Below are 20,443 nucleotides of genomic sequence, written 5' to 3'. Positions count from 1 at the left end.
TTTAATTATCAGTCTCACAACGGCAGCCCGCGCGCCAGGCGCGGGAGCCGCCCGGCCTGGCCGCTGGTGATGCGTATGAGTCCGCGCTTGATTCCCGGGAGCAGATCCACGGCCAGCAGCCCGGCATTGCGCGCCAGCGTGAACGGAAACAGGTTGTTGGAAAAAATCCGGATGAGGCCATTGGTAAATCCCGCCGTTATCCGATTATCGCGCCGGCGCCAATCGGCGTAGCCGCGCAACACCCGAATATCTCCAATATCCTCGCCGTCCCGCACGGCATCGGCCAAAATCTCCGCCAGCGCCGCCACGTCCCGCAGCCCCAGATTAAAACCCTGCCCGGCTACCGGATGCACGGTGTGGGCCGCGTTGCCGATCAGCGCCAGGTGCGGCCGGACATGTTCCCTGACCCGTGTCAGCGTGAGTGGATGGGCGGCACGCTTGCCGATTCGGGTGAACGTCCCGAGGCGGTCGCCGAAACGATTCTGCAACCGGGATAAAAATTCCTCGTCGCTCCAACCCAGAATTACTTTTTCTTCGGCGTCTTGTGCGCTCCACACCACCGCGACATCGTGGGTACGCAATGGCAGCAGCGCCAGCGGCCCGGTGTCGGTGAAGCGTTCGTATGCCGTGTTGCGATGCGGTTCGCTGGCCGTCGCCGTGGAGACGATGGCGCTCTGGAAATATTCGGTACGCTCGGCCTCGATTCCGAGCGCCGCGCGCACCGCGGAATGCGCGCCGTCGGCGGCGATGATCAGTCGCGCGGTGAGTGTCCTGATCTGGTCTTGATGGCGAATGGTCGTCGTGGCGGTGTCGGGCGTGAGCCGGATATCCTGCATTTCCGCCGGGCACAACCACTCGATCTGCGGCGCCTGCTGCAACCCGCCGAGCAACGCCGCCCCCAATCGGCGATTGGCCACGACATAACCCAGGGCCGGCAGCCCCGCATCGGCCGCCGAAAGGCGCGTAACCCCGAAGCGGCCACGGTCCGAGATATGAATCCGGTCGATGGGGGTGGCATCGGGCGCGACGGCGTCCCAAACCATCAAGCTTTCAAATATCCGCTTCGACCCATAGGCCAGGGCCAGTGTGCGGTCGTCATAACTCGGCTGTGCCGACGAGGCTAGCGGCACCGCCTCGATCACCGCAATGCGCAAGGGGATAACCCGCAAGGCACAAGCGAGGCTCGCGCCGACCAGACCGCCGCCGATGATGAGAATGTCGTAGTCCATAAAATCGATTGCAAGTTTCAAGCAGCAAGTTGCAAGTAAAGCTGCAGAGAACCGTTCATTTTTTTCTTGCTACTTGTCACTTGTAACTTGCTACTTTTTCATCAAGGCTTCGATCTCGTCGATGGCCTTGGGCGCGTCCCGCGAAAGCACTTCATTGCCCTCGCGCGTTACCAAAACATCGTCTTCGATACGCACGCCAATATTGCTGAAACCGGCCGGAATATGCTTGCCTTCGCCGATATACAGGCCCGGCTCCACCGTGAGCACCATCCCGGGTTCGAGCAGCCGCCAGGTCTCGTCCAGCTTGTAATCGCCGACGTCGTGCACGTCCATGCCGAGCCAATGTCCGGTGCGATGCATGTAGAAACGCTTGTAGTCTGCGTTTTCAATATGCCCGTCCACGCTGCCGTCGAGCAGCCCCAGATCCTTCAGCCCTTGCGTTAGGCAACGCACCGCGGTTTCATGCGGATCGTTCCAGTGCTTACCGGGCTTGACCTGCTCGATGGCCGCCGATTGCGCGGCCAGCACCAGCTCGTAGACGGCGCGCTGCTCGCCGTTGAAGCGCCCGGTAACGGGAAACGTGCGCGTGACATCCGCGGCGTAGCCATCGATCTCGGCGCCGGCGTCGATGAGCAGTACGTCGCCGGATTTGAGCTCGGCATTGTTGTCCGTGTAGTGAAGGATGCAACTGTTGCGCCCGGCCCCGACGATCGGCGGATAGGCCGGGTAGGCGCTGCCGCCTTTTTTGAACTCGTACAGCAATTCCGCTTCAATTTCGTATTCTTTCATGCCCGGCCGGCACGCTTGCATGGCTCGGCGGTGCGCCTGCGCGGTAATCTTGGCCGCCCGTTTCATCAGCCGGATTTCCTCCGGTCCCTTGAACAGGCGCATCTCGTGCAAGATGTGATTCAGATCCACGAACTCGCCCGGCGCGTGCACGCCGTTGCGCGCCTTGCCGCGGACTTCATTAACCCAGGTCATCAAATGGGCGTCAAAATCCGGATAGCGGCCCATGCTGTAAAAAACTTTTTCGCGATTCTCGAGCAGGCCGGGCAGGATTTCATCGATGTCATCTATGGGAAAAGCGTCGTCCGCCCCGTACAGCGCGCGCGCGCCTTCGAGACCGGCGCGCCTCCCTTCCCAAATCTCCTTTTCCGGATTGCGGTCGCGGCAGAACAGGATGTATTCACCATGGCTGCGCCCCGGGACCAGCACCGCGACGGCCTCGGGTTCGGGAAAGTGCGTCAAGTAATAAAAATCGCTGTCGGCGCGAAAAGGATAATGCACGTCGCGATTGCGCACGCGCACCGGGGCGGTCGGCAGAATGGCCACGCCGCCGCCCATGTGGCTCATCAGCGTTTCGCGGCGTTTTTGGCAGACTTTCATGTCCATCCAATCCATTATGCCAAATTCGGAGCCGAAACGTTGTCGCTGGTTAGAATCCGGCAACTTGTTATAATTCCCGGCCAGTAAACGGTCTTTGTCAGCAAGAAATTCGACGGCCGGTATAGCTTGCTGGACGAAACCGGGTGGCCGGTATGGCGGCTGCCCCTAAGGTTAAATTATGCTGGATCAACTTCATCCCACGTATCAGGAGATCAAACTAATGGAAAAACTTCGTCGCCTTACCAAACCCGTCAGCCATCTGGTTGTGCTGGGCCTGCTTGCGCTCTCCATCCACTTCCCCAGCGCGCAGGCCGGCATGATCGGCACCGAGGTCGTGGTCAATGCGGCTCAGGTGCAACAAGATCGTGAACGACTGAAGACTGTCCTCAACCGCGACAGCGTGAAATCCCAACTCGTCGCCCGGGGTGTCGATCCGGCGCAGGTGCAGGCGCGTCTTGACAGCCTGACGGATAACGAAGTCCAAACCCTGGCGGCCAAGATGGATCAACTGCCGGCGGGCGGTGACGGCCTCGGACTGCTGGTGTTTATTTTCATCGTGCTGCTGATCACGGATATCCTCGGATACACCAATATATTCCCGTTCGTCAAGCATCCGAAGCGTTAAGCACTTCGATCGGCGTTAACCCGGATGAGTCGTAAACAAACCGCCCGGCTTTGCACGGGCGGTTTAGTTTTTTTCGTGATCGTGCTGACGGCCGGTTGTGCCACCCTGCAGACCGATCGAATACGCGCCACCGCCGAGGTCTTCCCGGACCCGGTCGAACTCACGTCGGTGCCCTTCTTTCCGCAGGAGGAATACCAGTGTGGGCCGGCGGCATTGGCGACCGTGCTCACCTGGAGCGGGAGCCAGGTCACTCCCTCTGACCTGGCGCCCCAGGTTTACATTCCTGAACGCCAGGGGAGCCTGCAACTCGAGCTGATCGGGGCCGCGCGCCGGCACGGACGCATTCCGTATGTCTTGCAACCGCAGCTGGAATCGCTGCTGGCCGAGGTCGCAACCCATAATCCGGTGGTGATTTTGCAGAACCTTAGCCTGCCGTGGTATCCCATATGGCATTACGCCGTGGTCGTCGGATTTGATCTGAAAGGCGACCGCTTGATCCTGCGATCGGGAAGGGAGAAACGCCGCGAGGTTCCGTTCAGGGTTTTCGAGCGCACGTGGCGCCGATCGCAGTACTGGTCAATGGTGGTGATGCCACCCGATCGCCTCCCGTTCACCGCCGAGGAAATTCCGTATCTGCAGGCGGTTGCGCCGCTCGAGCGCATCGGTCGATGGAATGAAACCGTTATCGCCTACGACACGGCGCTCAAGCGCTGGCCGAAAAGCCTGGCCGCCCGCATCGGGCTCGGAAACAGCCGCTATGCGCTGGCAGACCTCCACGGTGCCGAGGAGGCATTCCGGCAGGCGACCCGGGATCACCCGGACGCCGCCGTGGCCTACAACAATCTCGCCCTGACACTGGCGGATCAACAACGGTGGGGGGAGGCACGCGTCGCGGCACAGCGCGCCGTGGATATCGGCGGACCGCAACGGGAAACCTTCCGTGAGACACTGAAGCAGATCGAGGCAAACCTCGGAAAATAATTAATTCACAGGATTAACAGGATTTTTCAGGATTTACAAGATTAAGGATTTTTAAAAATTAAAACAATTAATCCTGTTAATCCTGTTTTTAATCCTGTAAATCCTGTCAATTCTGTCCATTCATTCTTTATCTTAAGTTTCTTAATGCTTTGCGGCCGGCGACTGCAATTCCTCGAACACGAGTTGTACGCCGATACGCAGATATTCCACAATTTCAATGAGTGCCCGCTCTTCCTTGTCGCCGGCGCGCGCGGTGTCCATTTCAGCCTCCGAAATACGGGTGATATCGCGGACTATTTCCCTGGCGTCGCCGGAAAGTGCCCGCGCATCCCTTACTCCTCCGGCATGCAACCCGAGGAGGTAACCGCGGCACCAGTCGGTCAAACCCTCGATCTGCTCCGCCAGGCTGTGTTCGTCGCCCGGAAGCAAGGGCGTAAACGCGTGCTCCAACCCGTTCAAGTGGGCGAAGGCCGACCGGTACATGGCCGCGAGCAGCTCGGACAATTCCGCCGGGGTTTCGCGGTTTCCTCCGGCATCGCGACCGAGTATCAGTGTTTGCCAGGCGACCCGGGCGCCGTCGGGCGCGCACAGCACGCCGGTGATGATGCCATGCGCCTCGGCCGCGCCGGTGGTAATACCGGCTTCCCGCAAGCGGTGCGTGGCTACGTCGTAGACAGGGTAATCGGCTGCGGTTTCCACGGTGTCAGAGACAAGCGCCGACAAGGCGATTCGGTAAAAAAGAATGGGAAGTTTACACCCGCCCGGGCGGCGCCGAAAGCGTTGACCCGTGAGGGCGTCAGTCCTATAGTGAATGCACCATGGCACCCGACGATCAACACGCCGAAAGCTTGGATCTCAAAATTCTGGAAAGTCGCATCGATGAGCTTATCGAGACGTGCCGGCGCCTCAAATCCGAGAACCAGTCGCTCAAAACGGATCAGAACGATTTGAGCGAGCAGCACGCGCGCCTGATGGAAAAAACCCGGCTCGCGCGCGCACGCATCGAAACCATGATTGACCGCCTCAAGGCGCTGGAGCGCAGTTGACGTGAAGGAATCCCGCGATGGCGTGACCGTCACCATACTCGGAAAGGAGTTCATGGTGGCCTGCCCCGAGGGCGAACGCGCGGCGTTGGTAGCCGCGGCCGGTTACCTCGACAAAACGATGCGTGACATGCAATCCAGCGGCAAGGTAATCGGCACCGAACGAACCGCCGTCATGGCGGCGCTCAATATCGCGCATGAATTGATCGAGTTGCGCGGGCGCGGCGGCTTGCCGCTCGACATGGCACAAAAAATCAAATTCCTCCAGACCAAGATCGATGCAGCCCTGCATCAGGATGCACAAACCCGCCAATAGGTATATGCTTAATGTGCGCCCCCTGCGGTGCGCGTGATTGCTCCAGTTATCCTCTGAACCTATAAGTGCTTATGACGGGAGCCGGATTGCAGATGCTGTTGTGCAAGCCCGCCTTGCAGCGGGAAGCCTGATGCATCTCTGAGGCGCCCACTTGAACCTCACGGTTCAAGGCTACGGAGCAGCACGGCATCTGCGGAGGGCGCCTTCTTTTGGCTTAGTGATTATTCCGTGTCGACTGAAAAAACCGATTTGCGCCGCGCCCTGCGTAACCGGCGCAACCAGCTTACCCCGGAAGAACAGCGACTCGCCGCCCGTAAACTCGCGGCGAAGGTGGTGGGCACGCGTCTGTACCGCGCAAGTCGACGCATCGCCTGCTATCTGCCGATCGACGGCGAGATCGATACGCGCTGCATCATCGAACATATTCACCGGATGCGTAAAATTTGCTACCTGCCGGCGATCTCGCGCCTGTCTCATGACCGGTTGTGGTTTGCCAAAAATCAAGACGGGACCGAATTAGTACGTAACCGTTACGGGGTGCTTGAGCCGGATGTAACAACGCGCGATCTCGTGCGTGCGCGCGAACTCGATCTGATTCTCATGCCGCTCGTCGGATTCGACGATCACGGCAACCGTCTCGGCATGGGCGCGGGGTTCTACGACCTCACCCTGGCCTTCCTGCGACGGCGAAAGGGCTGGCGGAAACCGCATATCATCGGGCTGGCTTATGATTTCCAGCGGATCAACGGTATCGAGGCCGACCCCTGGGATGTTCCGTTGCAGGGCGTGGTCACCGATCAGGCCGTCTATATTTATTAATCGTTAATCGCTTCAAAACAAAAAGGCAGGCATCATGAATTTGCTCTTTATCGGCGACGTCGTCGGGAAACCCGGGCGACGTGTCATTTCCGAACAGCTACCCCTATTGCGGAACCGTCACAAAGTAGACCTAGTGGTGGCCAACGCCGAGAACATCGCCGACGGCGCCGGAATAACCCAAAAAACCGCCGAGGAATTGTTTGCCGCGGGTGTCGACGTCATGACCAACGGCAACCATGCGTGGGACAAAAAAGAGGCGCTGGAATACATCACCACCGAACCGCGGCTCCTGCGTCCGCACAATTACCCTGAGGGTACGCCCGGCACCGGATGGTTCGTGATCTCGGTTGCAACCGGCCACCGGGTCGGCATTCTCAATCTGATGGGCAATGTATACATGCACCCGACACTCGCCTGCCCATTCGCCGCCGCCGACACGGCGCTGGCGGCGAAACCGGAGGATGTGAAAATGGTGCTGGTGGACCTGCATGCCGAAGTCACGAGCGAAAAAATGGCCATGAGCTGGTTCCTCGATGGGCGGGTGAGCGCCGTGGTCGGCACCCACACCCATGTGCCGACCGCCGACGAGCGGGTTCTGCCGCAGGGTACCGGGTATATCACCGATGTCGGAATGACCGGTTGCTATGATTCGGTCATCGGCATGAATACCCAGAAAGCGCTCAGACGCTTTGTGCTGAAACTCCCCGAGCGTTTCGAGGTCGCGGAGGGCATGGGAACCCTTTGCGGGGTCTTGCTCGACATTGATGAAAAGACGGGATTGTGCCGCGCCATCACGCGGATTCGAGCAACGGAGACCGTCGTGCAATCCGCCGTCAGGGTTGCCTAGCGGGACGAGCATTCCCGGAGACGGCCGTCACGATGGTAATCGGTAATAAAAATTATTCCTGCTGGTCCCGGCAATCGTGACACATGCCGCGCCGTGACCTAGGTCATCTCGCCTTCAATCCGGACACATGAATTACTGGTTGATGAAATCCGAGCCGGACGCGTTCAGCATTGACGATCTCGGATCGCGCCCCCAACAGACCGAACGATGGGACGGCGTGCGCAATTATCAGGCGCGCAATTACCTGCGGGCGATGCAACCGGGCGACGCGGCATTCTTCTATCACTCTCGCTGCGCCAAACCGGGCATTGCCGGCATCGTCAAAATCGTGAGTGCCGCAGCTCCCGACCCGAGCGCGTTTGATCCCCGCAGTCCCTATTATGACCCCCGCGGTTCGCCGGAAAAGCCGTCATGGTTCATGGTGGAAGTGCAACTTAGGCGGCGCTTCACGCGCGCGATTTCATTGAACGAGATCAAGGCCAACCCGGCGCTGCGTAAAATGCCACTGGTGCAGCGCGGCAGCCGGTTGTCGGTCATGCCCGTCACTCCCCAGCAATGGAACGCCATTCTGAAAATGGCACAGTCAGGAAGCAAACTGGATAGTAATTAAATTGATTTAAGCGATCAGGGTTCCCGTCCCGGCTTGATGGGATAACCCGCCTCGCGCCAGGCGTTCATGCCACCGTCCAGCGCCACCGCGCGCTGATATCCCATTTCGCGCAGTGTCGCCGTGGCCAGCGTGGATATTCGGCCTAATTCACAGTAGGAAAGGATGCGCCGTGTCGGGTCGGGGAGGTCCTGGTTGACGCGTAATTCCATCTGCCCGCGCGGGAGCAGCACCGCTCCGGGAATGTGCCCCTCCTCATAGGCATCGCGCTCGCGCACGTCCAGCACGATCAGGCCGCCCGACAGGGTGTCGAGACGGCTCTTGAGTTCAGCCAGAGACATGAATGGCACGTTCGCGGCGGCTTCGCTCAGCAATTGCGCCACACTCTTTCCCCCGCTCATGTTGGTTCGCAGCGCCTCGGTAATGTGTTTCGGCATGCCGAGATTGAGGCTTCGCATCATCTCGACGAAGGTCTTGCGGTCGCGCTGTTGCAGCCGCGGATTGGTGGCGAGTTCCTGCGCGATGGATGACTGGGAGTTCCCCTTGTAATCGTGGGCCGGGAATATTTTGAGCGCGGGATCGAGCCGCAGCAGCCGGTGAAACAGGCTGTCATAGAGCGCATCCGGGTCGCCGCTCGGCAGGTCCGTGCGACCCGTCGCACCGATCAGCAGCGTATCGCCGGTGAACACCCGGTCCCCAAGCTGGAGACACATCGAGTCACGCGTGTGACCGGGGGTATGGATGACTTGGAGCCTTTCTCGGCCCAGCGCCACCATCTCGCCATCGTCAAGCCGTATATCCACAAACGGCGCCGGACTCAGGCGATGCATCACCACCGGTACCTCAAGCTGTTTTGACAGTTGCAGCGTGGCGGAGAAATGATCGGCGTGCGTATGCGTGTCGATCAAATAACGGATGCGCAGTCCAGCGCGCGCGGCCAGCGCCAGGTAGCGGTCGATTTGGTTGATCTCCGGGTCGATCACCGCCGCCACGCATGTCTCGGAACAGCCGACCAGGTAGGACAGACAACTGCCGGTGTTTATCTGTTCGAAAATCATTATACCGCTCTTAACTCCGATACATTAACTCAGAAACAACCGATATGCTTTGTTCTTTGTTTCCTCAACATATTCATAACCCAGGTTATCGAGGAATTTCTGAAAATTCCTTTTAGCTTTCCGTGGAACCTGCATGCCGACTAGCACGCGGCCGAAGTCGGCGCCGTGGGAGCGGTAGTGAAACAGGCTGATGTTCCAGCGTCCGCCCATTTTATCCAAAAAGTTCATCAGCGCCCCGGGGCGTTCGGGAAATTCAAATCGATAAAGGATTTCGTCGACGGCATTCGGCGCGCGCCCGCCGACAAGATGGCGAATGTGCAGCTTGGCCATTTCGTTGTCGGTCATGTCCAGCGTGGCGTAGCCGTGCTGGCGCAGCGTGGCCACGAGCTTCTTGGCCTCGGCGGTATCCGGCGGAATCTGGACGCCGACAAATATGTGCGCGTTTTTCGCATCCGCGTAGCGGTAATTGAACTCGGTGATGTTGTGATTGCCGAGGATGGTGCAGAATTTCTTCAGCGCGCCGGGGCGTTCGGGGATGGTGACGGCGAACAGCGCCTCGCGCCGCTCGCCAATCTCGGCGCGTTCGGCCACATGCCGCAGCCGGTCGAAATTCACGTTCGCGCCGGAAGCAATGGCGACGAGGTTTTTGTTCTTGAGCCGCTTCTGCTCGGCGTAGCGCTTCAGGCCCGCGAAGGCGAGCGCGCCGGCCGGCTCCAGAATGGAACGGCGGTCCTCGAAAATATCCTTGATCGCGGCGCAGATCTCGTCGTTCGACACCACCACCATGCCATCCACGAATTGCCGGGCCAACCGGAACGTTTCCCGGCCCACCTGGCGCACCGCCACGCCGTCGGCAAAGATACCGACGTGATCGAGCATGATGCGCTTGCCGCGCTTCAGCGACAGGTCCATGGCGTCGGCATCTTCCGGCTCCACGCCGATAATTTTCACCTCGGGGCGCAGTTGCTTGATGTATACCGCGATGCCGGCGATCAGCCCGCCTCCGCCCACGGGGACGAATACGGCTTCGAGCGGTCCGGTGTGTTGTTTCAGGATTTCCATCCCGATGGTGCCCTGTCCGGCGATTACTTCGGGATCGTCGTAGGGATGCACGAAAGTCAGTTTGCGCTGGGTCGCGATTTCGCATGCGCGGGTGTAGGCTTCGTCATAGTTGTCGCCGTGCAGTACCACCCGAGCGCCCAGGTTATGCACGGCATCGATCTTGATCCCGGGGGTGGTGCGCGGCATGACGATGATCGCCTTGGTGCCCAGTTTCGCGGCCGCCAGCGCGACACCCTGCGCGTGGTTACCGGCGGAGGCGGCGACCACGCCCTGTTTCAGTTCTGCTTTCGGAAGGCCCGCCATTTTGTTATACGCCCCGCGGCACTTGAACGAAAACACCGGCTGCTCATCCTCGCGCTTGAGCCAGACGCGGTTGCCGGTGCGGCGCGACAGGATGGGTGCGAGTTCGAGCGGGGTCTCGCGCGCGACGTCATACACCCGGGCGTTGACGATGTTCTTCAGGTATTTCTGGGGCATTGCGGTTATTGACCTGGCACAAATTCACTTGAAACGAAGCGATAACGCACGCATGGATCTCCAACTTTTCGGCAACGTTGAGATGTCAGATCAATAACGAAAATCCCTAAGAATTTTCGATTATTGAGATGGCCAGGCGGCTTATCCGGAAAGCGCACCGGGTAATTCAACCGCAACAGTTCAGTCGGGTTCATGCCGCCTCAATAATCTATCAGATTGGACGCTTCATTATCACGCGGACAATAGGTATTCTGATCCCCTTTCAGGCAGCGAGTGAGACATGACCCCCGATGCAAAGAAAAAAGCGGCCGCGCAAGCGGCGCTGGATTACGTCGAATCCGGTTGGGTGATCGGTGTCGGCACCGGCTCCACGGCCAACCATTTCATCGACGGGCTGGCCAAAATCAAGGGCAAGCTCGACGGCGCGGTGGCGAGCTCCAACGCCACGGCCGAACGGTTGAAAAGGATCGGCATTCCGGTGCTCGATCTCAACGCCACCGGCGATCTACCGCTGTACGTGGACGGCGCCGACGAGGCGACAAAACATTTATACCTGATCAAGGGCGGCGGCGGCGCGCTGACGCGCGAGAAGATCATCGCCGCGGCGAGCCAGAAGTTCGTCTGCATCGCCGACGATTCCAAACTGGTAGGCGTACTCGGAAAATTCCCGTTGCCGGTCGAGGTCATCCCGATGGCGCGCAGTCTGGTGGCGCGCAAAATCGTGGAACTCGGAGGGCAACCGGAATTGCGCCCGAACTTCAAGACCGATAACGGCAATCTCATTCTCGATGTGCACAACCTGAGCATCCTGAACCCGGTGGAACTGGAAGCGAAGCTCGACCACCTCGCCGGCGTGGTAACCAATGGCCTGTTCGCCCGCCGACCGGCGGACGTGCTGCTGCTCGGCGGCGACCAGGGTGTGCGTACGCTGACCTGATCACCCTGGCCGCGCGGCACGCGAGCCGCCGCGATCACCGCCGCCCAGCCCCACGCGCTCGACACAACGCCAGACTGGACCGCTGGTATCATAAAGCGCGAGCTGCTCGATGCGGATGTTTTCGTCGAAATGCCTCCCGATTTCATTCAGGACGGTTGCTTTTTCTTTTTCCTCCAGATTGCCGTAGACGAGGCTGAGGTGCGGGTAGAAACCCGCGTTCGAGCGCTGATCGAACACTTGCCCGGCCGCTGCGTGCGCATCCTGCAGCGCGCGTGATGGGACGACCTCCACAAACAGGCAGCAGTAGTATTCGTCGAGGCTGGCCGCCTCGTGCAAGCGTACCTCGAGCGGCTCAATCGCGGCGGCGAGCGCGCGCGTTCGCTGGCACAACTCCTTCCCGCTGCCGCCAAGTCCACCGAGCAATGTGATGTGCGGCTCGAACGCGGGCGTCCCAAGCCGCGCGCTCAACCTGGCGATGAGGGCCTGAAACCGCGCATGCGCTTCCGGTGCCAGCAACAGCCAGAGGGTGAAGCGCGGGGTTTCTGTCATGGCGCCTCGCCGGCCTGCGCCAGCGCCTCGACCACGGCGGCGAGCGCGGCGGTTACGCGCGCGAGACGCGCATAGTCTACCTTGTCGGGCGTGTCCTGCTCCGAATGGTAATAGGGATAACGGTACAACGCGGTGTCGGTCACCATGATCGCCGGATAACCTTCGCTCCAGAACGAGCCATGATCGCTCCAGTCCACGCCCGGGACCCAGCCAAACGTGGACACGTATTCGAGGGGAAAATCGCTCGCGGCACGAAACGCCGCCACCACCTGCTTGAGCAGCGCGCGCGAGCGAAAGTTCGATACCAAGCCGATAAAATTGCCGCGGTCCGGGAAGAACGGCGCGAACAACGGCGGATAGTTCTGGCTGCCGGGCTTATCGTCATAGTAGCCGATGGTCTCGAGCGCGAGCATGGCGCGGATGTCCTCGCCCCGGGCGCGCGCGCCGCGGGCGTAATGCCGGCTGCCCATTGCGCCGGTACGGAAGAACGGCGGCTCTTCGTTCACGAAGGCGACGAAGCGCACGGTGCGCTCGGTGTCGCGCGCGGCGAACAGGCGCGAGAGCTCAAGCAGTGCCGCCACCCCGCTGCCGTTGTCGTTCGCGCCCGGACTCCCAAACACCGAGTCGTAATGGGCGCCGATGACGACGATCTCATTCGGCACCAGACGTCCCGGAAGGATGACCTCCAAATTCGCCCAACGATCGTTCTCAAGCTTGTATTCATGTTCAATGACTTGGTAGCCATACGATTCCCACTGGCGTCTAACATAATCCGCGGCCGCACGCAGCGCTTGCGGTTTCAACACGTTGCGTTCACCGATGTCCCCCGCCAGGGTCTGCACGTGCGTGCGCAAAGAGGTTTCCGAGATACTAGCCGCCATGGTAGAAGTGAATATCGTTACCGCCAACATCAGCCATAGAACGATGATTGCACCGGCCGAACGTAATGTCACAAGTTTCCACATGGATGCTAACTCCGATTATCCCAACCAAGGCCGGTAAGCTGGCGTGTTGCCGCCGACAGGGTGACCACGCATCCGGCCCTGCGCCTGCCAGATGACGATGTCTTGGTGCACCAGACGTGGCAGGATATCGCTATGAAAAACTATGCCTTATTCTATATAGGTATGGGGCTGCTTACCGCCTGCGTTACACCGATGGCGGAGCCCACCACGCGCGAGGGCGCGCTGACCGTCCCGGTTTTTCTCGTGAGCCACGGCTGGCATACCGGGATAGTCATCCGGCGCGCCGACATTCCGGCCAGATTATGGCCCGAGGCCAGCGATTTCCCACAGGCTGAGTATCTCGAAGTCGGCTGGGGCGACCGCGCTTACTACCAGGCGCGCAACCCGGGCCTATGGCTGACGCTGAAGGCCGCGCTCGTGCCGACACCGAGTGTGTTGCATATGGTCGGGTTTCGCGACCAGCCGACCGCCCACTTTCCGGCAAGCGAGATCGTCGCACTGACGTTGACGCGCCACGATTTCGAGCGCTTGGCAAAATACTTTCATGACGCCCACGCCCGCGAGGGCACGCAGCCGGTCGCGCCGCTCGGGCCGGGGCTGTACGGCGACAGCCGTTTCTACCCAGCACGCGAGACGTTTCACGTGTTCAACACCTGCAATGTCTGGACGGCGCGGGCGCTACGCGCCGCGGGGCTGCCGGTACGCGACTCGATCACTACTGAGGGCTTGATGGCCCAGGCGCGCCGCCTCGGGAGGGTAGTGCAAGCAGTGCCGGCCGAATGAAATCAGCGCCTGAGCCGCAGAGGCTAGAGCAACACCCGTTTGCTCGGCTGTTTGTCTGTTTCGATCATTAGCCAAGCGGCCAAGTCTTGCCATCTAGTCAGGATTCGATGCCACTGATGCGGCCAGAGCCGGTTCGCCGCAATGCGCCAGGATCTGGGTGCGGGCCGCGTCACGCAGCTTGAGTGCCGCCTCGAAGTCCGTGCCCGGCGGAAGAATTGGCGCTCCCACGGTCACAACAATCCGGCCGCGGCGCGGGAACCATTGATACTCGCGCAGGATCGAGCGTGTGCCGCGCAGAGCGATCGGCACCACAGGAAGCTGCGCCTCGGTCGCGGCAATGAAGGCACCAAGATGGAACGACTTGAGCCCCGGTGCACGCTCGAACCGGCCTTCCGGGAAGAACACCAGCGTGCGTCCGGCGCGCGCCGCCTGCGCGAGCTCGCGTGCGTCCGCAACGCCGCGTTGCCGCTCGAAACGCTCCACGAATTCGGTACCGATGTGCGTCAGGAAACGGCGCGCGATGACCTGGCCGGCCAGTTCGCGCTTGGCGACATAGCTGTAGGCGCCCGGCAGAATCGCGCTCAGAACGATACCATCGAGGTAGCTGGCATGATTCGCCACGATGATGCATACACCGTCCGGCAAGTGTTCGCGCCCACGCACCACGAGCGGCGTGCCGGAGAGTTTAATCAACAGCCGCGCCGCCACGCGAATCAGCCGCCGATTAATGGCCTGGTTCGGCACCAACGCGACCGCCGTCCATACCACCGGCGCCAGCAACCAGAAGAGCAGCAAGGCATAGAGCGCGTACAGCATGCCGGTGGCGGTGCGCCGCAGCCGATGGAGCTCGGGCCGGAGCGCCGACCAGGCGAGCCGCGCAAGTTGCCACCACACGTATTTCGGCTGCCGCCCGATATCGCCGCGCTCGTAACGCTCACGGCTCGCGGCGCGCCGGAGTTTGCCGCTCGAAGTCTTGAGTACGGTGTGCGGCGGCGCCAGCACCACATCGTCGGGCGGCATACCAACCAGATCGGTGGCGATCGCAACGATCGCGTGTCGCAGCTGCTCGCGCGTCGCCGCGTCCGTCTCGCGCGTCTCGGCCAGCGCTATCAACTTCTCGGTGCCCGAAGCCGTGTCAGTGCTGCCGAACACCGCCACGCAACCCTTGCGGATACCGCTGAGATTGCCGATCGCCTCCTCGAGTTCGTGCGGGTAGACGTTGCGCCCGGCGCGGATGATAACGTCTTTCACGCGCCCGGTGAGATATACCTCGCCCTCAGCGATGTAGGCAAGATCTCCGGAGTCGAGCCAGCCATCGTGAAACAGGCGGTGCGTCTCCTCGGGGTTACGGAAATAGCCACTCGTGGCCGAAGGCCCTTTAAACTCGAGCCGGCCCTGCTCGCGCTCGGCCGCCTCATATCCGGTCGCGTCCACGATGCGGACCTGGTGGCCGGGCAACGGCTGGCCGCAGGCGACAAAGCGCAGCGCCGTGGTGTCATCGTCGGCCGCCGGGAGCGCGCGGCCATCGCGCATGAACGTCTCGCGCTCGACGCGATCGACAATCGGCGCACGCCCGGGCGGCGGGAAGGCCAGCCCCACCGAGCACTCCGCCAGCCCGTAGACCGGCGCCATCGCCTCGGGCCGGAAACCGTAACGCGCGAAGCGCGCGGCGAAGCGCGTGAGCGTGTCCGGGCTCACCGGCTCGGCGCCGTTGAACGCGAAGCGCAGCGAACTCAGGTCTAATCCCTTGACGGCGCTGTCGTCGATACGCTTGAGGCACAGCTCGTAGCCGAAGTTGGGCGCGCCCGAAAGTGTCGCGCGGTGGCGGTGGATCGCCCACAGCCAGCGCTCCGGGCGCGCGAGGAACATGAGCGGCGACATGACCACCAGCGGCATGCCGTAGTACAGGCTGCCGAGCCAGGCACCGATCAGCCCCATGTCGTGATACAGCGGCATCCAGCTTACGAACACATCCGCGGAGCTCGCTTGCGTGACCGCGCCCATGTCGCGAATATTGGCGAGTAGATTCGCGTGCGTGAGGATCACGCCCTTGGGGTTGCCGGTCGAGCCGGAGGTGTACTGCAACAGCGCGATGTCCTGGGCATCGAGCGCGGGCGCCGCCACAGCCGCGCTGCCCGCGGCGCGCTCGATCAGCTCGCCGGGCGTGACTACGCTGCGCAGCTTCGCCACGTGCGCGCGCAGCAATCGCGCGAGCGGTCGCGCCTCGGCGACCGTGATCAGCACCACGGCTGCCGCATTGTCGAGGATGCGCGCGTGGCGGCGAAGGTGCTCCTCGATCTGCGCCGGTCGCAGCGGCGGGTAAATCGGCACCGGAATGCCGCCCGCCAGCAGCACGCCGAAGAAACTCGTGAAGTACTCGCGCGCGGTCGGCAGCATGATCGCCGCGGTCTGGCCCGGCGTGAGGCCGAGATCGCGCAGTCCCGCGGCAAGCGTCTGCGCCTCGGCGAGCAAGGCACCGTAGGTGACGACCTCCTCGGACGCCTCGTCCTGCGTGAGATAAATGTGCGCGCGGTTCGTCACCGCGCGCGCATGCCACGCGAGCGTCTCGATGAGCGTCTGGGCATGTACCGGCGCGGTCACCGTGCCCGCCACGGGGGTCGCACGCACCGTGGTATCCGCCGGGGCCGCGGCGTGGCCTGTCCCTGCCGCCAGCGCGCGCAACAGATCGCGCGGTGTCTCGGCGCCCGCCAGTACCGTCTCCGGCAGGTGCGTGCCGAAACGTCGCTCAAGGCGGGCAAGCAATTCGACGCGCGCCAGACTGTCGAAACCGAGTTCGCGCTCAAGCGAGCTATCGAGACTGATAGTAATTGGTGGACGGTTTGGGTGCAGTTCAGCGGCCAGCGCGTGTACCACGGCGAGCAGGTCTTCCGCCGTGGCTACTTCCTCGGAATTGGGTTGTCCGTTCGACATCGCAAGTTTCCTCGCAGGAAACCATTTGGGTACCGATGCTCCGGTATCACAGACAATCATTTAAAACCGAACACGAGGGCTCGGCGTTGACCTAAATCAATGTATAAATAGCGACCGCGTTAAGCTGATGATCATGACAATAACGACACCAAGCGGTCAAGGCGAGAAGATTGCATATCGAAGCCATCAAGCGCGCCTACCGGCGCGCGAAGAATGACCGGCTCGGTTGAATACGCTTATGGAAAAATTGAACATATCCTGGTCGCCACTGAATTCTCACCGCGGGTAAACCGGGCGGTGAAACGTGCGGTGGCGTTCACGCTAGCATCATGCCGCGCTCGACCTGTTGCACACGGTAAGCAGGACTCCTCTCAAAGCGCTGGAGTACCTCTATGGCGGCGATTTCCGGACATCCAGATATAGTGCGAACAACTCAAGGCGGATCTGCTGCGCGTCGCCTACACATCCTTAATCCGCCATCAGATCTGGGCAAATAGAACTGCAAACAGCCCGAGCAACAGAAGCACAGCCGCGCCGATGACACTCTATGAGCAGCCATCGCTCGATCCGGGCAGCGGTGGCAAGCGGTTGTGACAAGAATTCCAGCGCGAAGTGTAAGACGGCGATCGCCGGTACACGACGCCCTGCATCCGCGAACCATCGCAGCGCTCGCTCGATCGGTACGAGCAGATCGCCGGGCTGAATCGCCATTACCCAGCGCCGCGCGGGCCGTAATGGCGGCAGCATGGCGAGACTGGCGGCAAGCAGGCCCGCGGCGAGCGGCTACAGGCTCACCCACAGCCCAGCCGGCGCGAGGGTGCGCGCGAAGCGCTCCGGCGACCATACCCACGGCGCAGTCCAGGAGATAGACGCAACACCGAGCAGCCAGAGCAGCCACCACGCGAGCCACAAACTGTGCCCAACGGCCCGCGCCGGCGAGCGCTTGGCGGCGATGATGAACAAAAAGCGGATCATGAGCACACTCGTGCCCACGGCTGCGAGCGGCAGCAGCCATGCGAGCCAGGCCGGCCAGGGTGCAGGCAACATCATAATCGCATCCTTTTATATATGCCTTGGCGAGTGCCCCGCTGGTCAATGGCGCGCCAGCGACGGCAGCAGCTGGCCGAGTAGCACCCAGGGCCGCGCGCCCCCCCCCCCCCCCGCCACCCCCACGCCGAAAAACAGCGAGCCCTTGGCGAAGGCATGATGCAGGGCATAGAGCGTCACCGCCGGCAGGAGCGCCGGCCAGGCCTGCGGCGCGAGCAGTCCGGCGCCGATACCGGCGGTCATCAGGCCCATTTGACTCATGCTCGAGTAGGCGAGCACCACCTTGGCGTCGCGCTGCGTCACGCCGATCGCCCACCCCGTCAGCCGGAGGCGAGCAGGACGATGAACAGCCCGAGCAACGCCAGCAACGCCGCGCCGACCACCATCCACGTCCGCAGCCGCGTCTCGAGCCGCGCCACCGCCGCCGGCAGGCGCGCGCCGGGAAACGCCACGGACGGCATGGCGCCCATTGATGGCAGGCGCCGCGCAAAACCCGCGAGCCGGTGTAACGCGATCTCGGCCGGCACCAGCACGTCGCCCGGCGGCAGGGAAAAACGCAGTCCGCGCCCGAAACGTATGGCGACGGCGGCGATGACGATGCCGAGCGCCACCGGCCAGGCGGCGCCGGCGAGCGCTGCGGGCGCGAGCAGCGACGCGCGCTCCGGCGGCAGCATAAGCCAGCCTGCCGCCAGCGCCGCCGCGACCAGCGCCACCCATGGCCAGGCCAGGGCGCCCAGGCGCAGCAACGTGACGTCTGCCGGGGCGAGCCGCAGCCGCCACAGAAAACGCGCCATGAGTAGCGTGGTGCCGATCGTGGCCAGCGTCAGCGCCGGCGCCAGCGGCCAGCTCGTGAACAGCGCCAGGTCCTTGAGATAATGCTTGGCCAGCATGCCGCTGGTGAGCGGCGCGCCGGCCAGCACTAATGCCAGCAGCACGAGTCCGGCAAACACCCGGCCGCGGCGCGGTGGAGCCCCTCGCCGAGGAACAGCGCACCCTTCACCAGCGCGTGATGCAACGCGTACAGCGTGAGCGCGAACAGCGCCGGCACAGCTGCCGCCGGCGCCGCCAGCCCGAGACCGACGCCGACGGTGATCAGCCCCATCTGGCTGATGCTGGAATAGGCCAGGATCACCTTGGGTTCGCGCTGCACCAGGCCGATGACCACACCATAGAGCGCCGCCGCCAGCCCGAGCGCGATAAAAATCGCGCTCCATTCGGGCACGGGAAAGCCGAGCGGCAGGAAGCGCAGCCAGCCGAGCAGGCCGGCCTTGATCATGGCCGAGGCCAGCGCCGCCGCGCCCGGCGCCGGCGTGACGCCGTAGGCGAGCGGCAGCGCCACATGCAGGCCGAGCACGCCGGTCTTGACGCCGAAACCGATCAGCAACAGCATCACGATCACGTCGCGCCACGGCGACGTAGATCGCCGGCACGTGGTCGAGGCCGAGGGCGATGGCGATGAAATAACCGATTACCGAGGTAAACACCACCTGACCGAGCCCGGTGGCGAGCGCCACCGGACCCATGCTGCGGATCAGGTGCAGGTCGAGCTTGAGGCCCACGACGAACAGCAGCAGGGCGATACCGAGGGTGGCGAGCAGGTCCACCTGGTTGCGCGCCGTGACCCAGCCCAGGCCCGCCGGGCCGACCGCGATGCCGACCACGATGAACGCCACGATCAGCGGCTGGCGCAGCTTGAGCGCGATCCCGCCGGCCGCCGCCGCGAACAACAGCAGCGCGGTGATCTCATAAAACACGTTGTCAAAGACGGGCAACGTACCTCCCTCGGCATTGCACGCGGTTCATTCGTCATGAACCGCCCGGATTTCCTGTCAGACGGGATGTCGTCGCAAGCCGCGCACGAACGCCTTTTCGAGTTCCACGACCACGTAAATCGAAGCCGCGATCAGCACGATCCGCATCCACGACTCCGCGTCCAGCGGCGCGGTGTGGAACAGCGTCTGCATGAATGGCGCATAGGTGAAGAGCAGCTGCAAGCCCACAATGAGTGCGATGCTGAGGGGCACCCAGGGATTGCCGCGCAGGGCCTGATGCGGCCACGCCACCGCCAGCAGGAACCGCGTGTTGAGCAGGTATACCGCCTCGAACATCACCAGGGTGTTGACCGCGGCGGTGCGCGCCACTTCAAGGATCTCGCCGCGCGTCTGCTCCCACTGAAACATGCCGAGCGTGCCGGCCACTACCACCGTGGTGACGAGCAGGGTGCGCCATAGGAAATGGCGCGAGAAGATCGGCGCGCGCGGGTCGCGCGGCGGGCGCCGCATGATGTCGGGCTCGGCCGGCTCAAACGCGAGCGCCAGTGACAGCGTCACCGCCGTGACCATGTTCACCCACAGAATCTGCACCGGCAGAATCGGCAACACCATGCCCAAGACGATGGCGACGACGATGATGAACGCCTCGCAGGCGTTGGTCGGCATCATGAATAGCAGCGTCTTGCGCAGGTTGTCGTAGATCGTGCGCCCCTCCTTCACGGCGTTGACGATGGAGGCGAAGTTGTCGTCCGCCAGCACGATGTCGGCCGACTCCTTGGCCACCTCGGTGCCGGTGATGCCCATGGCAATGCCGACGTCGGCGCGCTTGAGCGCCGGGGCGTCGTTGACGCCGTCGCCGGTCATGGCCACGATCTCGCCGCGTGCCTGCAGCGCCTGCACCAGGCGCAACTTGTGCTCGGGGCTCACGCGCGCGTACACGTCGATCTCGCCGGCGCGCTGGCGCAGCCCGGCGTCGTCCAGTCGCTCCAGCTCGGCGCCCGGGAGCGCA

Annotated in this window: 22 protein-coding genes, 1 other RNA gene and 1 pseudogene; 10 read left to right on the top strand and 14 right to left on the bottom strand. The window is 62.4% G+C overall.

Going from position 1 to position 20,443, the window contains the following annotated elements; all coding sequences use genetic code 11:
• Positions 1 to 14: 14 nt before the first annotated feature.
• Both ubiH and pepP read right to left on the bottom strand, forming a co-directional pair.
• The gene (gene ubiH / locus WD823_RS01240; protein WP_368427661.1) at positions 15 to 1,250 is read right to left on the bottom strand and encodes a 2-octaprenyl-6-methoxyphenyl hydroxylase; all 1,236 of its coding nucleotides are present in this window, start codon (positions 1,248 to 1,250) and stop codon (positions 15 to 17) included.
• A gap of 69 nt (positions 1,251 to 1,319) precedes the next feature.
• Positions 1,320 to 2,621: a Xaa-Pro aminopeptidase gene (pepP, locus tag WD823_RS01235; protein ID WP_368427826.1), complete on the bottom strand. Its 1,302-nt coding sequence runs from the start codon at positions 2,619 to 2,621 to the stop codon at positions 1,320 to 1,322.
• A gap of 172 nt (positions 2,622 to 2,793) precedes the next feature.
• On the opposite strand from pepP, the gene WD823_RS01230 reads away from it, so the two are divergent.
• Together WD823_RS01230 and WD823_RS01225 are read left to right on the top strand one after the other, a co-directional pair.
• On the top strand, positions 2,794 to 3,240 hold the full coding sequence (locus tag WD823_RS01230) for a PA2779 family protein (protein ID WP_368427660.1): 447 nt from the start codon (positions 2,794 to 2,796) through the stop codon (positions 3,238 to 3,240).
• 24 nt (positions 3,241 to 3,264) lie between these two features.
• Positions 3,265 to 4,221, top strand: coding sequence for a PA2778 family cysteine peptidase (locus tag WD823_RS01225; protein ID WP_368427659.1), 957 nt, complete (start codon positions 3,265 to 3,267; stop codon positions 4,219 to 4,221).
• A 141-nt stretch (positions 4,222 to 4,362) separates the two neighbouring features.
• Here the strand turns inward: WD823_RS01225 and WD823_RS01220 are convergent, their stop codons facing one another.
• Positions 4,363 to 4,944, bottom strand: coding sequence for a UPF0149 family protein (locus WD823_RS01220; RefSeq protein WP_368427658.1), 582 nt, complete (start codon positions 4,942 to 4,944; stop codon positions 4,363 to 4,365).
• A 95-nt stretch (positions 4,945 to 5,039) separates the two neighbouring features.
• Between WD823_RS01220 and WD823_RS01215 the strand changes: the two genes are divergently transcribed.
• The 6 genes from WD823_RS01215 to WD823_RS01190 all read left to right on the top strand — a co-directional run bounded on the left by WD823_RS01215 (position 5,040) and on the right by WD823_RS01190 (position 7,856).
• Positions 5,040 to 5,267, top strand: coding sequence for a TIGR02449 family protein (locus WD823_RS01215; protein ID WP_368427657.1), 228 nt, complete (start codon positions 5,040 to 5,042; stop codon positions 5,265 to 5,267).
• Position 5,268: 1 nt separating this feature from the next.
• A complete protein-coding gene (locus tag WD823_RS01210) occupies positions 5,269 to 5,580 on the top strand; it encodes a cell division protein ZapA (RefSeq protein ID WP_368427656.1) in 312 nt (103 codons plus the stop codon).
• 16 nt (positions 5,581 to 5,596) lie between these two features.
• Positions 5,597 to 5,783: non-coding RNA, 6S RNA (ssrS, locus tag WD823_RS01205), on the top strand.
• A gap of 25 nt (positions 5,784 to 5,808) precedes the next feature.
• Complete coding sequence (locus WD823_RS01200; RefSeq protein ID WP_368427655.1) at positions 5,809 to 6,399, top strand: 5-formyltetrahydrofolate cyclo-ligase; 591 nt, start codon at positions 5,809 to 5,811, stop codon at positions 6,397 to 6,399.
• A 34-nt stretch (positions 6,400 to 6,433) separates the two neighbouring features.
• Positions 6,434 to 7,246, top strand: a complete 813-nt coding sequence (locus WD823_RS01195) for a TIGR00282 family metallophosphoesterase (RefSeq protein WP_368427654.1) — start codon at positions 6,434 to 6,436, stop codon at positions 7,244 to 7,246.
• 127 nt (positions 7,247 to 7,373) lie between these two features.
• A complete protein-coding gene (locus WD823_RS01190) occupies positions 7,374 to 7,856 on the top strand; it encodes an EVE domain-containing protein (RefSeq protein ID WP_368427653.1) in 483 nt (160 codons plus the stop codon).
• Between the two features lie 14 nt (positions 7,857 to 7,870).
• Here WD823_RS01190 and WD823_RS01185 read toward each other — a convergent pair whose 3' ends face one another.
• A complete protein-coding gene (locus WD823_RS01185) occupies positions 7,871 to 8,911 on the bottom strand; it encodes a rhodanese-like domain-containing protein (RefSeq protein ID WP_368427652.1) in 1,041 nt (346 codons plus the stop codon).
• Between the two features lie 24 nt (positions 8,912 to 8,935).
• Positions 8,936 to 10,450: a threonine ammonia-lyase, biosynthetic gene (gene ilvA, locus WD823_RS01180; protein WP_368427651.1), complete on the bottom strand. Its 1,515-nt coding sequence runs from the start codon at positions 10,448 to 10,450 to the stop codon at positions 8,936 to 8,938.
• 280 nt (positions 10,451 to 10,730) lie between these two features.
• On the opposite strand from ilvA, the gene rpiA reads away from it, so the two are divergent.
• Positions 10,731 to 11,387 carry a ribose-5-phosphate isomerase RpiA gene (rpiA, locus tag WD823_RS01175; protein ID WP_368427650.1) on the top strand — a complete coding sequence of 219 codons (657 nt, stop codon included), beginning with the start codon at positions 10,731 to 10,733 and terminating at the stop codon, positions 11,385 to 11,387.
• Here rpiA and WD823_RS01170 read toward each other — a convergent pair whose 3' ends face one another.
• Positions 11,388 to 11,936: a 2'-5' RNA ligase family protein gene (locus WD823_RS01170; RefSeq protein ID WP_368427649.1), complete on the bottom strand. Its 549-nt coding sequence runs from the start codon at positions 11,934 to 11,936 to the stop codon at positions 11,388 to 11,390.
• On the bottom strand, positions 11,933 to 12,889 hold the full coding sequence (locus tag WD823_RS01165; RefSeq protein WP_368427648.1) for a M28 family peptidase: 957 nt from the start codon (positions 12,887 to 12,889) through the stop codon (positions 11,933 to 11,935). Before WD823_RS01165 ends, WD823_RS01170 begins: the two co-directional genes overlap by 4 nt.
• A 144-nt stretch (positions 12,890 to 13,033) precedes the next feature.
• Here WD823_RS01165 and WD823_RS01160 point away from each other — a divergent pair, with 144 nt between their 5' ends.
• Positions 13,034 to 13,684, top strand: a complete 651-nt coding sequence (locus WD823_RS01160) for a DUF2459 domain-containing protein (RefSeq protein WP_368427647.1) — start codon at positions 13,034 to 13,036, stop codon at positions 13,682 to 13,684.
• A gap of 93 nt (positions 13,685 to 13,777) precedes the next feature.
• On the opposite strand, the gene WD823_RS01155 is transcribed toward WD823_RS01160, so the two are convergent.
• The 7 genes and pseudogenes from WD823_RS01155 to WD823_RS01125 all read right to left on the bottom strand — a co-directional run.
• A complete protein-coding gene (locus tag WD823_RS01155) occupies positions 13,778 to 16,615 on the bottom strand; it encodes an AMP-binding protein (RefSeq protein WP_368427646.1) in 2,838 nt (945 codons plus the stop codon).
• Positions 16,616 to 17,398: 783 nt separating this feature from the next.
• Complete coding sequence (locus WD823_RS01150) at positions 17,399 to 17,665, bottom strand: hypothetical protein (protein ID WP_368427645.1); 267 nt, start codon at positions 17,663 to 17,665, stop codon at positions 17,399 to 17,401.
• Positions 17,666 to 17,707: 42 nt separating this feature from the next.
• Positions 17,708 to 17,965: a proton-conducting transporter membrane subunit gene (locus tag WD823_RS01145; RefSeq protein ID WP_368427644.1), complete on the bottom strand. Its 258-nt coding sequence runs from the start codon at positions 17,963 to 17,965 to the stop codon at positions 17,708 to 17,710.
• A 17-nt stretch (positions 17,966 to 17,982) separates the two neighbouring features.
• Positions 17,983 to 18,612, bottom strand: a complete 630-nt coding sequence (locus WD823_RS01140) for a hypothetical protein (protein WP_368427839.1) — start codon at positions 18,610 to 18,612, stop codon at positions 17,983 to 17,985.
• Positions 18,582 to 19,052 carry a proton-conducting transporter membrane subunit gene (locus tag WD823_RS01135; RefSeq protein WP_368427825.1) on the bottom strand — a complete coding sequence of 157 codons (471 nt, stop codon included), beginning with the start codon at positions 19,050 to 19,052 and terminating at the stop codon, positions 18,582 to 18,584. Before WD823_RS01135 ends, WD823_RS01140 begins: the two co-directional genes overlap by 31 nt.
• Before the next feature lie 13 nt (positions 19,053 to 19,065).
• Positions 19,066 to 19,434, bottom strand: a pseudogene (locus WD823_RS01130) (cation:proton antiporter); the annotation flags it as partial.
• A 57-nt stretch (positions 19,435 to 19,491) separates the two neighbouring features.
• Positions 19,492 to 20,443: HAD-IC family P-type ATPase (locus WD823_RS01125; protein WP_368427643.1), on the bottom strand; the 952-nt coding region annotated here is incomplete at its 5' end.

The sequence above is a fragment of the Sulfuricaulis sp. genome, assembly GCF_040901545.1.
GTDB lineage: Bacteria > Pseudomonadota > Gammaproteobacteria > Acidiferrobacterales > Sulfurifustaceae > Sulfuricaulis.
This window is presented reverse-complemented; position numbering and strand designations above follow the sequence as displayed.

Excerpts from the sequence above, each read along its gene's own strand:
- WD823_RS01135 (WP_368427825.1), bottom strand. The coding sequence starts at position 19,052 with ATGCTGTTGCTGATCGGTTTCGGCGTCAAGACCGGCGTGCTCGGCCTG.
- ilvA (WP_368427651.1), bottom strand. The coding sequence starts at position 10,450 with ATGCCCCAGAAATACCTGAAGAACATCGTCAACGCCCGGGTGTATGAC.
- rpiA (WP_368427650.1), top strand. The coding sequence starts at position 10,731 with ATGACCCCCGATGCAAAGAAAAAAGCGGCCGCGCAAGCGGCGCTGGAT.
- pepP (WP_368427826.1), bottom strand. The coding sequence starts at position 2,621 with ATGGACATGAAAGTCTGCCAAAAACGCCGCGAAACGCTGATGAGCCAC.
- WD823_RS01150 (WP_368427645.1), bottom strand. The coding sequence starts at position 17,665 with ATGATGTTGCCTGCACCCTGGCCGGCCTGGCTCGCATGGCTGCTGCCG.
- WD823_RS01225 (WP_368427659.1), top strand. The coding sequence starts at position 3,265 with ATGAGTCGTAAACAAACCGCCCGGCTTTGCACGGGCGGTTTAGTTTTT.
- WD823_RS01185 (WP_368427652.1), bottom strand. The coding sequence starts at position 8,911 with ATGATTTTCGAACAGATAAACACCGGCAGTTGTCTGTCCTACCTGGTC.
- WD823_RS01230 (WP_368427660.1), top strand. The coding sequence starts at position 2,794 with ATGCTGGATCAACTTCATCCCACGTATCAGGAGATCAAACTAATGGAA.
- WD823_RS01195 (WP_368427654.1), top strand. The coding sequence starts at position 6,434 with ATGAATTTGCTCTTTATCGGCGACGTCGTCGGGAAACCCGGGCGACGT.
- WD823_RS01155 (WP_368427646.1), bottom strand. The coding sequence starts at position 16,615 with ATGTCGAACGGACAACCCAATTCCGAGGAAGTAGCCACGGCGGAAGAC.
- WD823_RS01170 (WP_368427649.1), bottom strand. The coding sequence starts at position 11,936 with ATGACAGAAACCCCGCGCTTCACCCTCTGGCTGTTGCTGGCACCGGAA.
- WD823_RS01215 (WP_368427657.1), top strand. The coding sequence starts at position 5,040 with ATGGCACCCGACGATCAACACGCCGAAAGCTTGGATCTCAAAATTCTG.
- WD823_RS01160 (WP_368427647.1), top strand. The coding sequence starts at position 13,034 with ATGAAAAACTATGCCTTATTCTATATAGGTATGGGGCTGCTTACCGCC.
- WD823_RS01190 (WP_368427653.1), top strand. The coding sequence starts at position 7,374 with ATGAATTACTGGTTGATGAAATCCGAGCCGGACGCGTTCAGCATTGAC.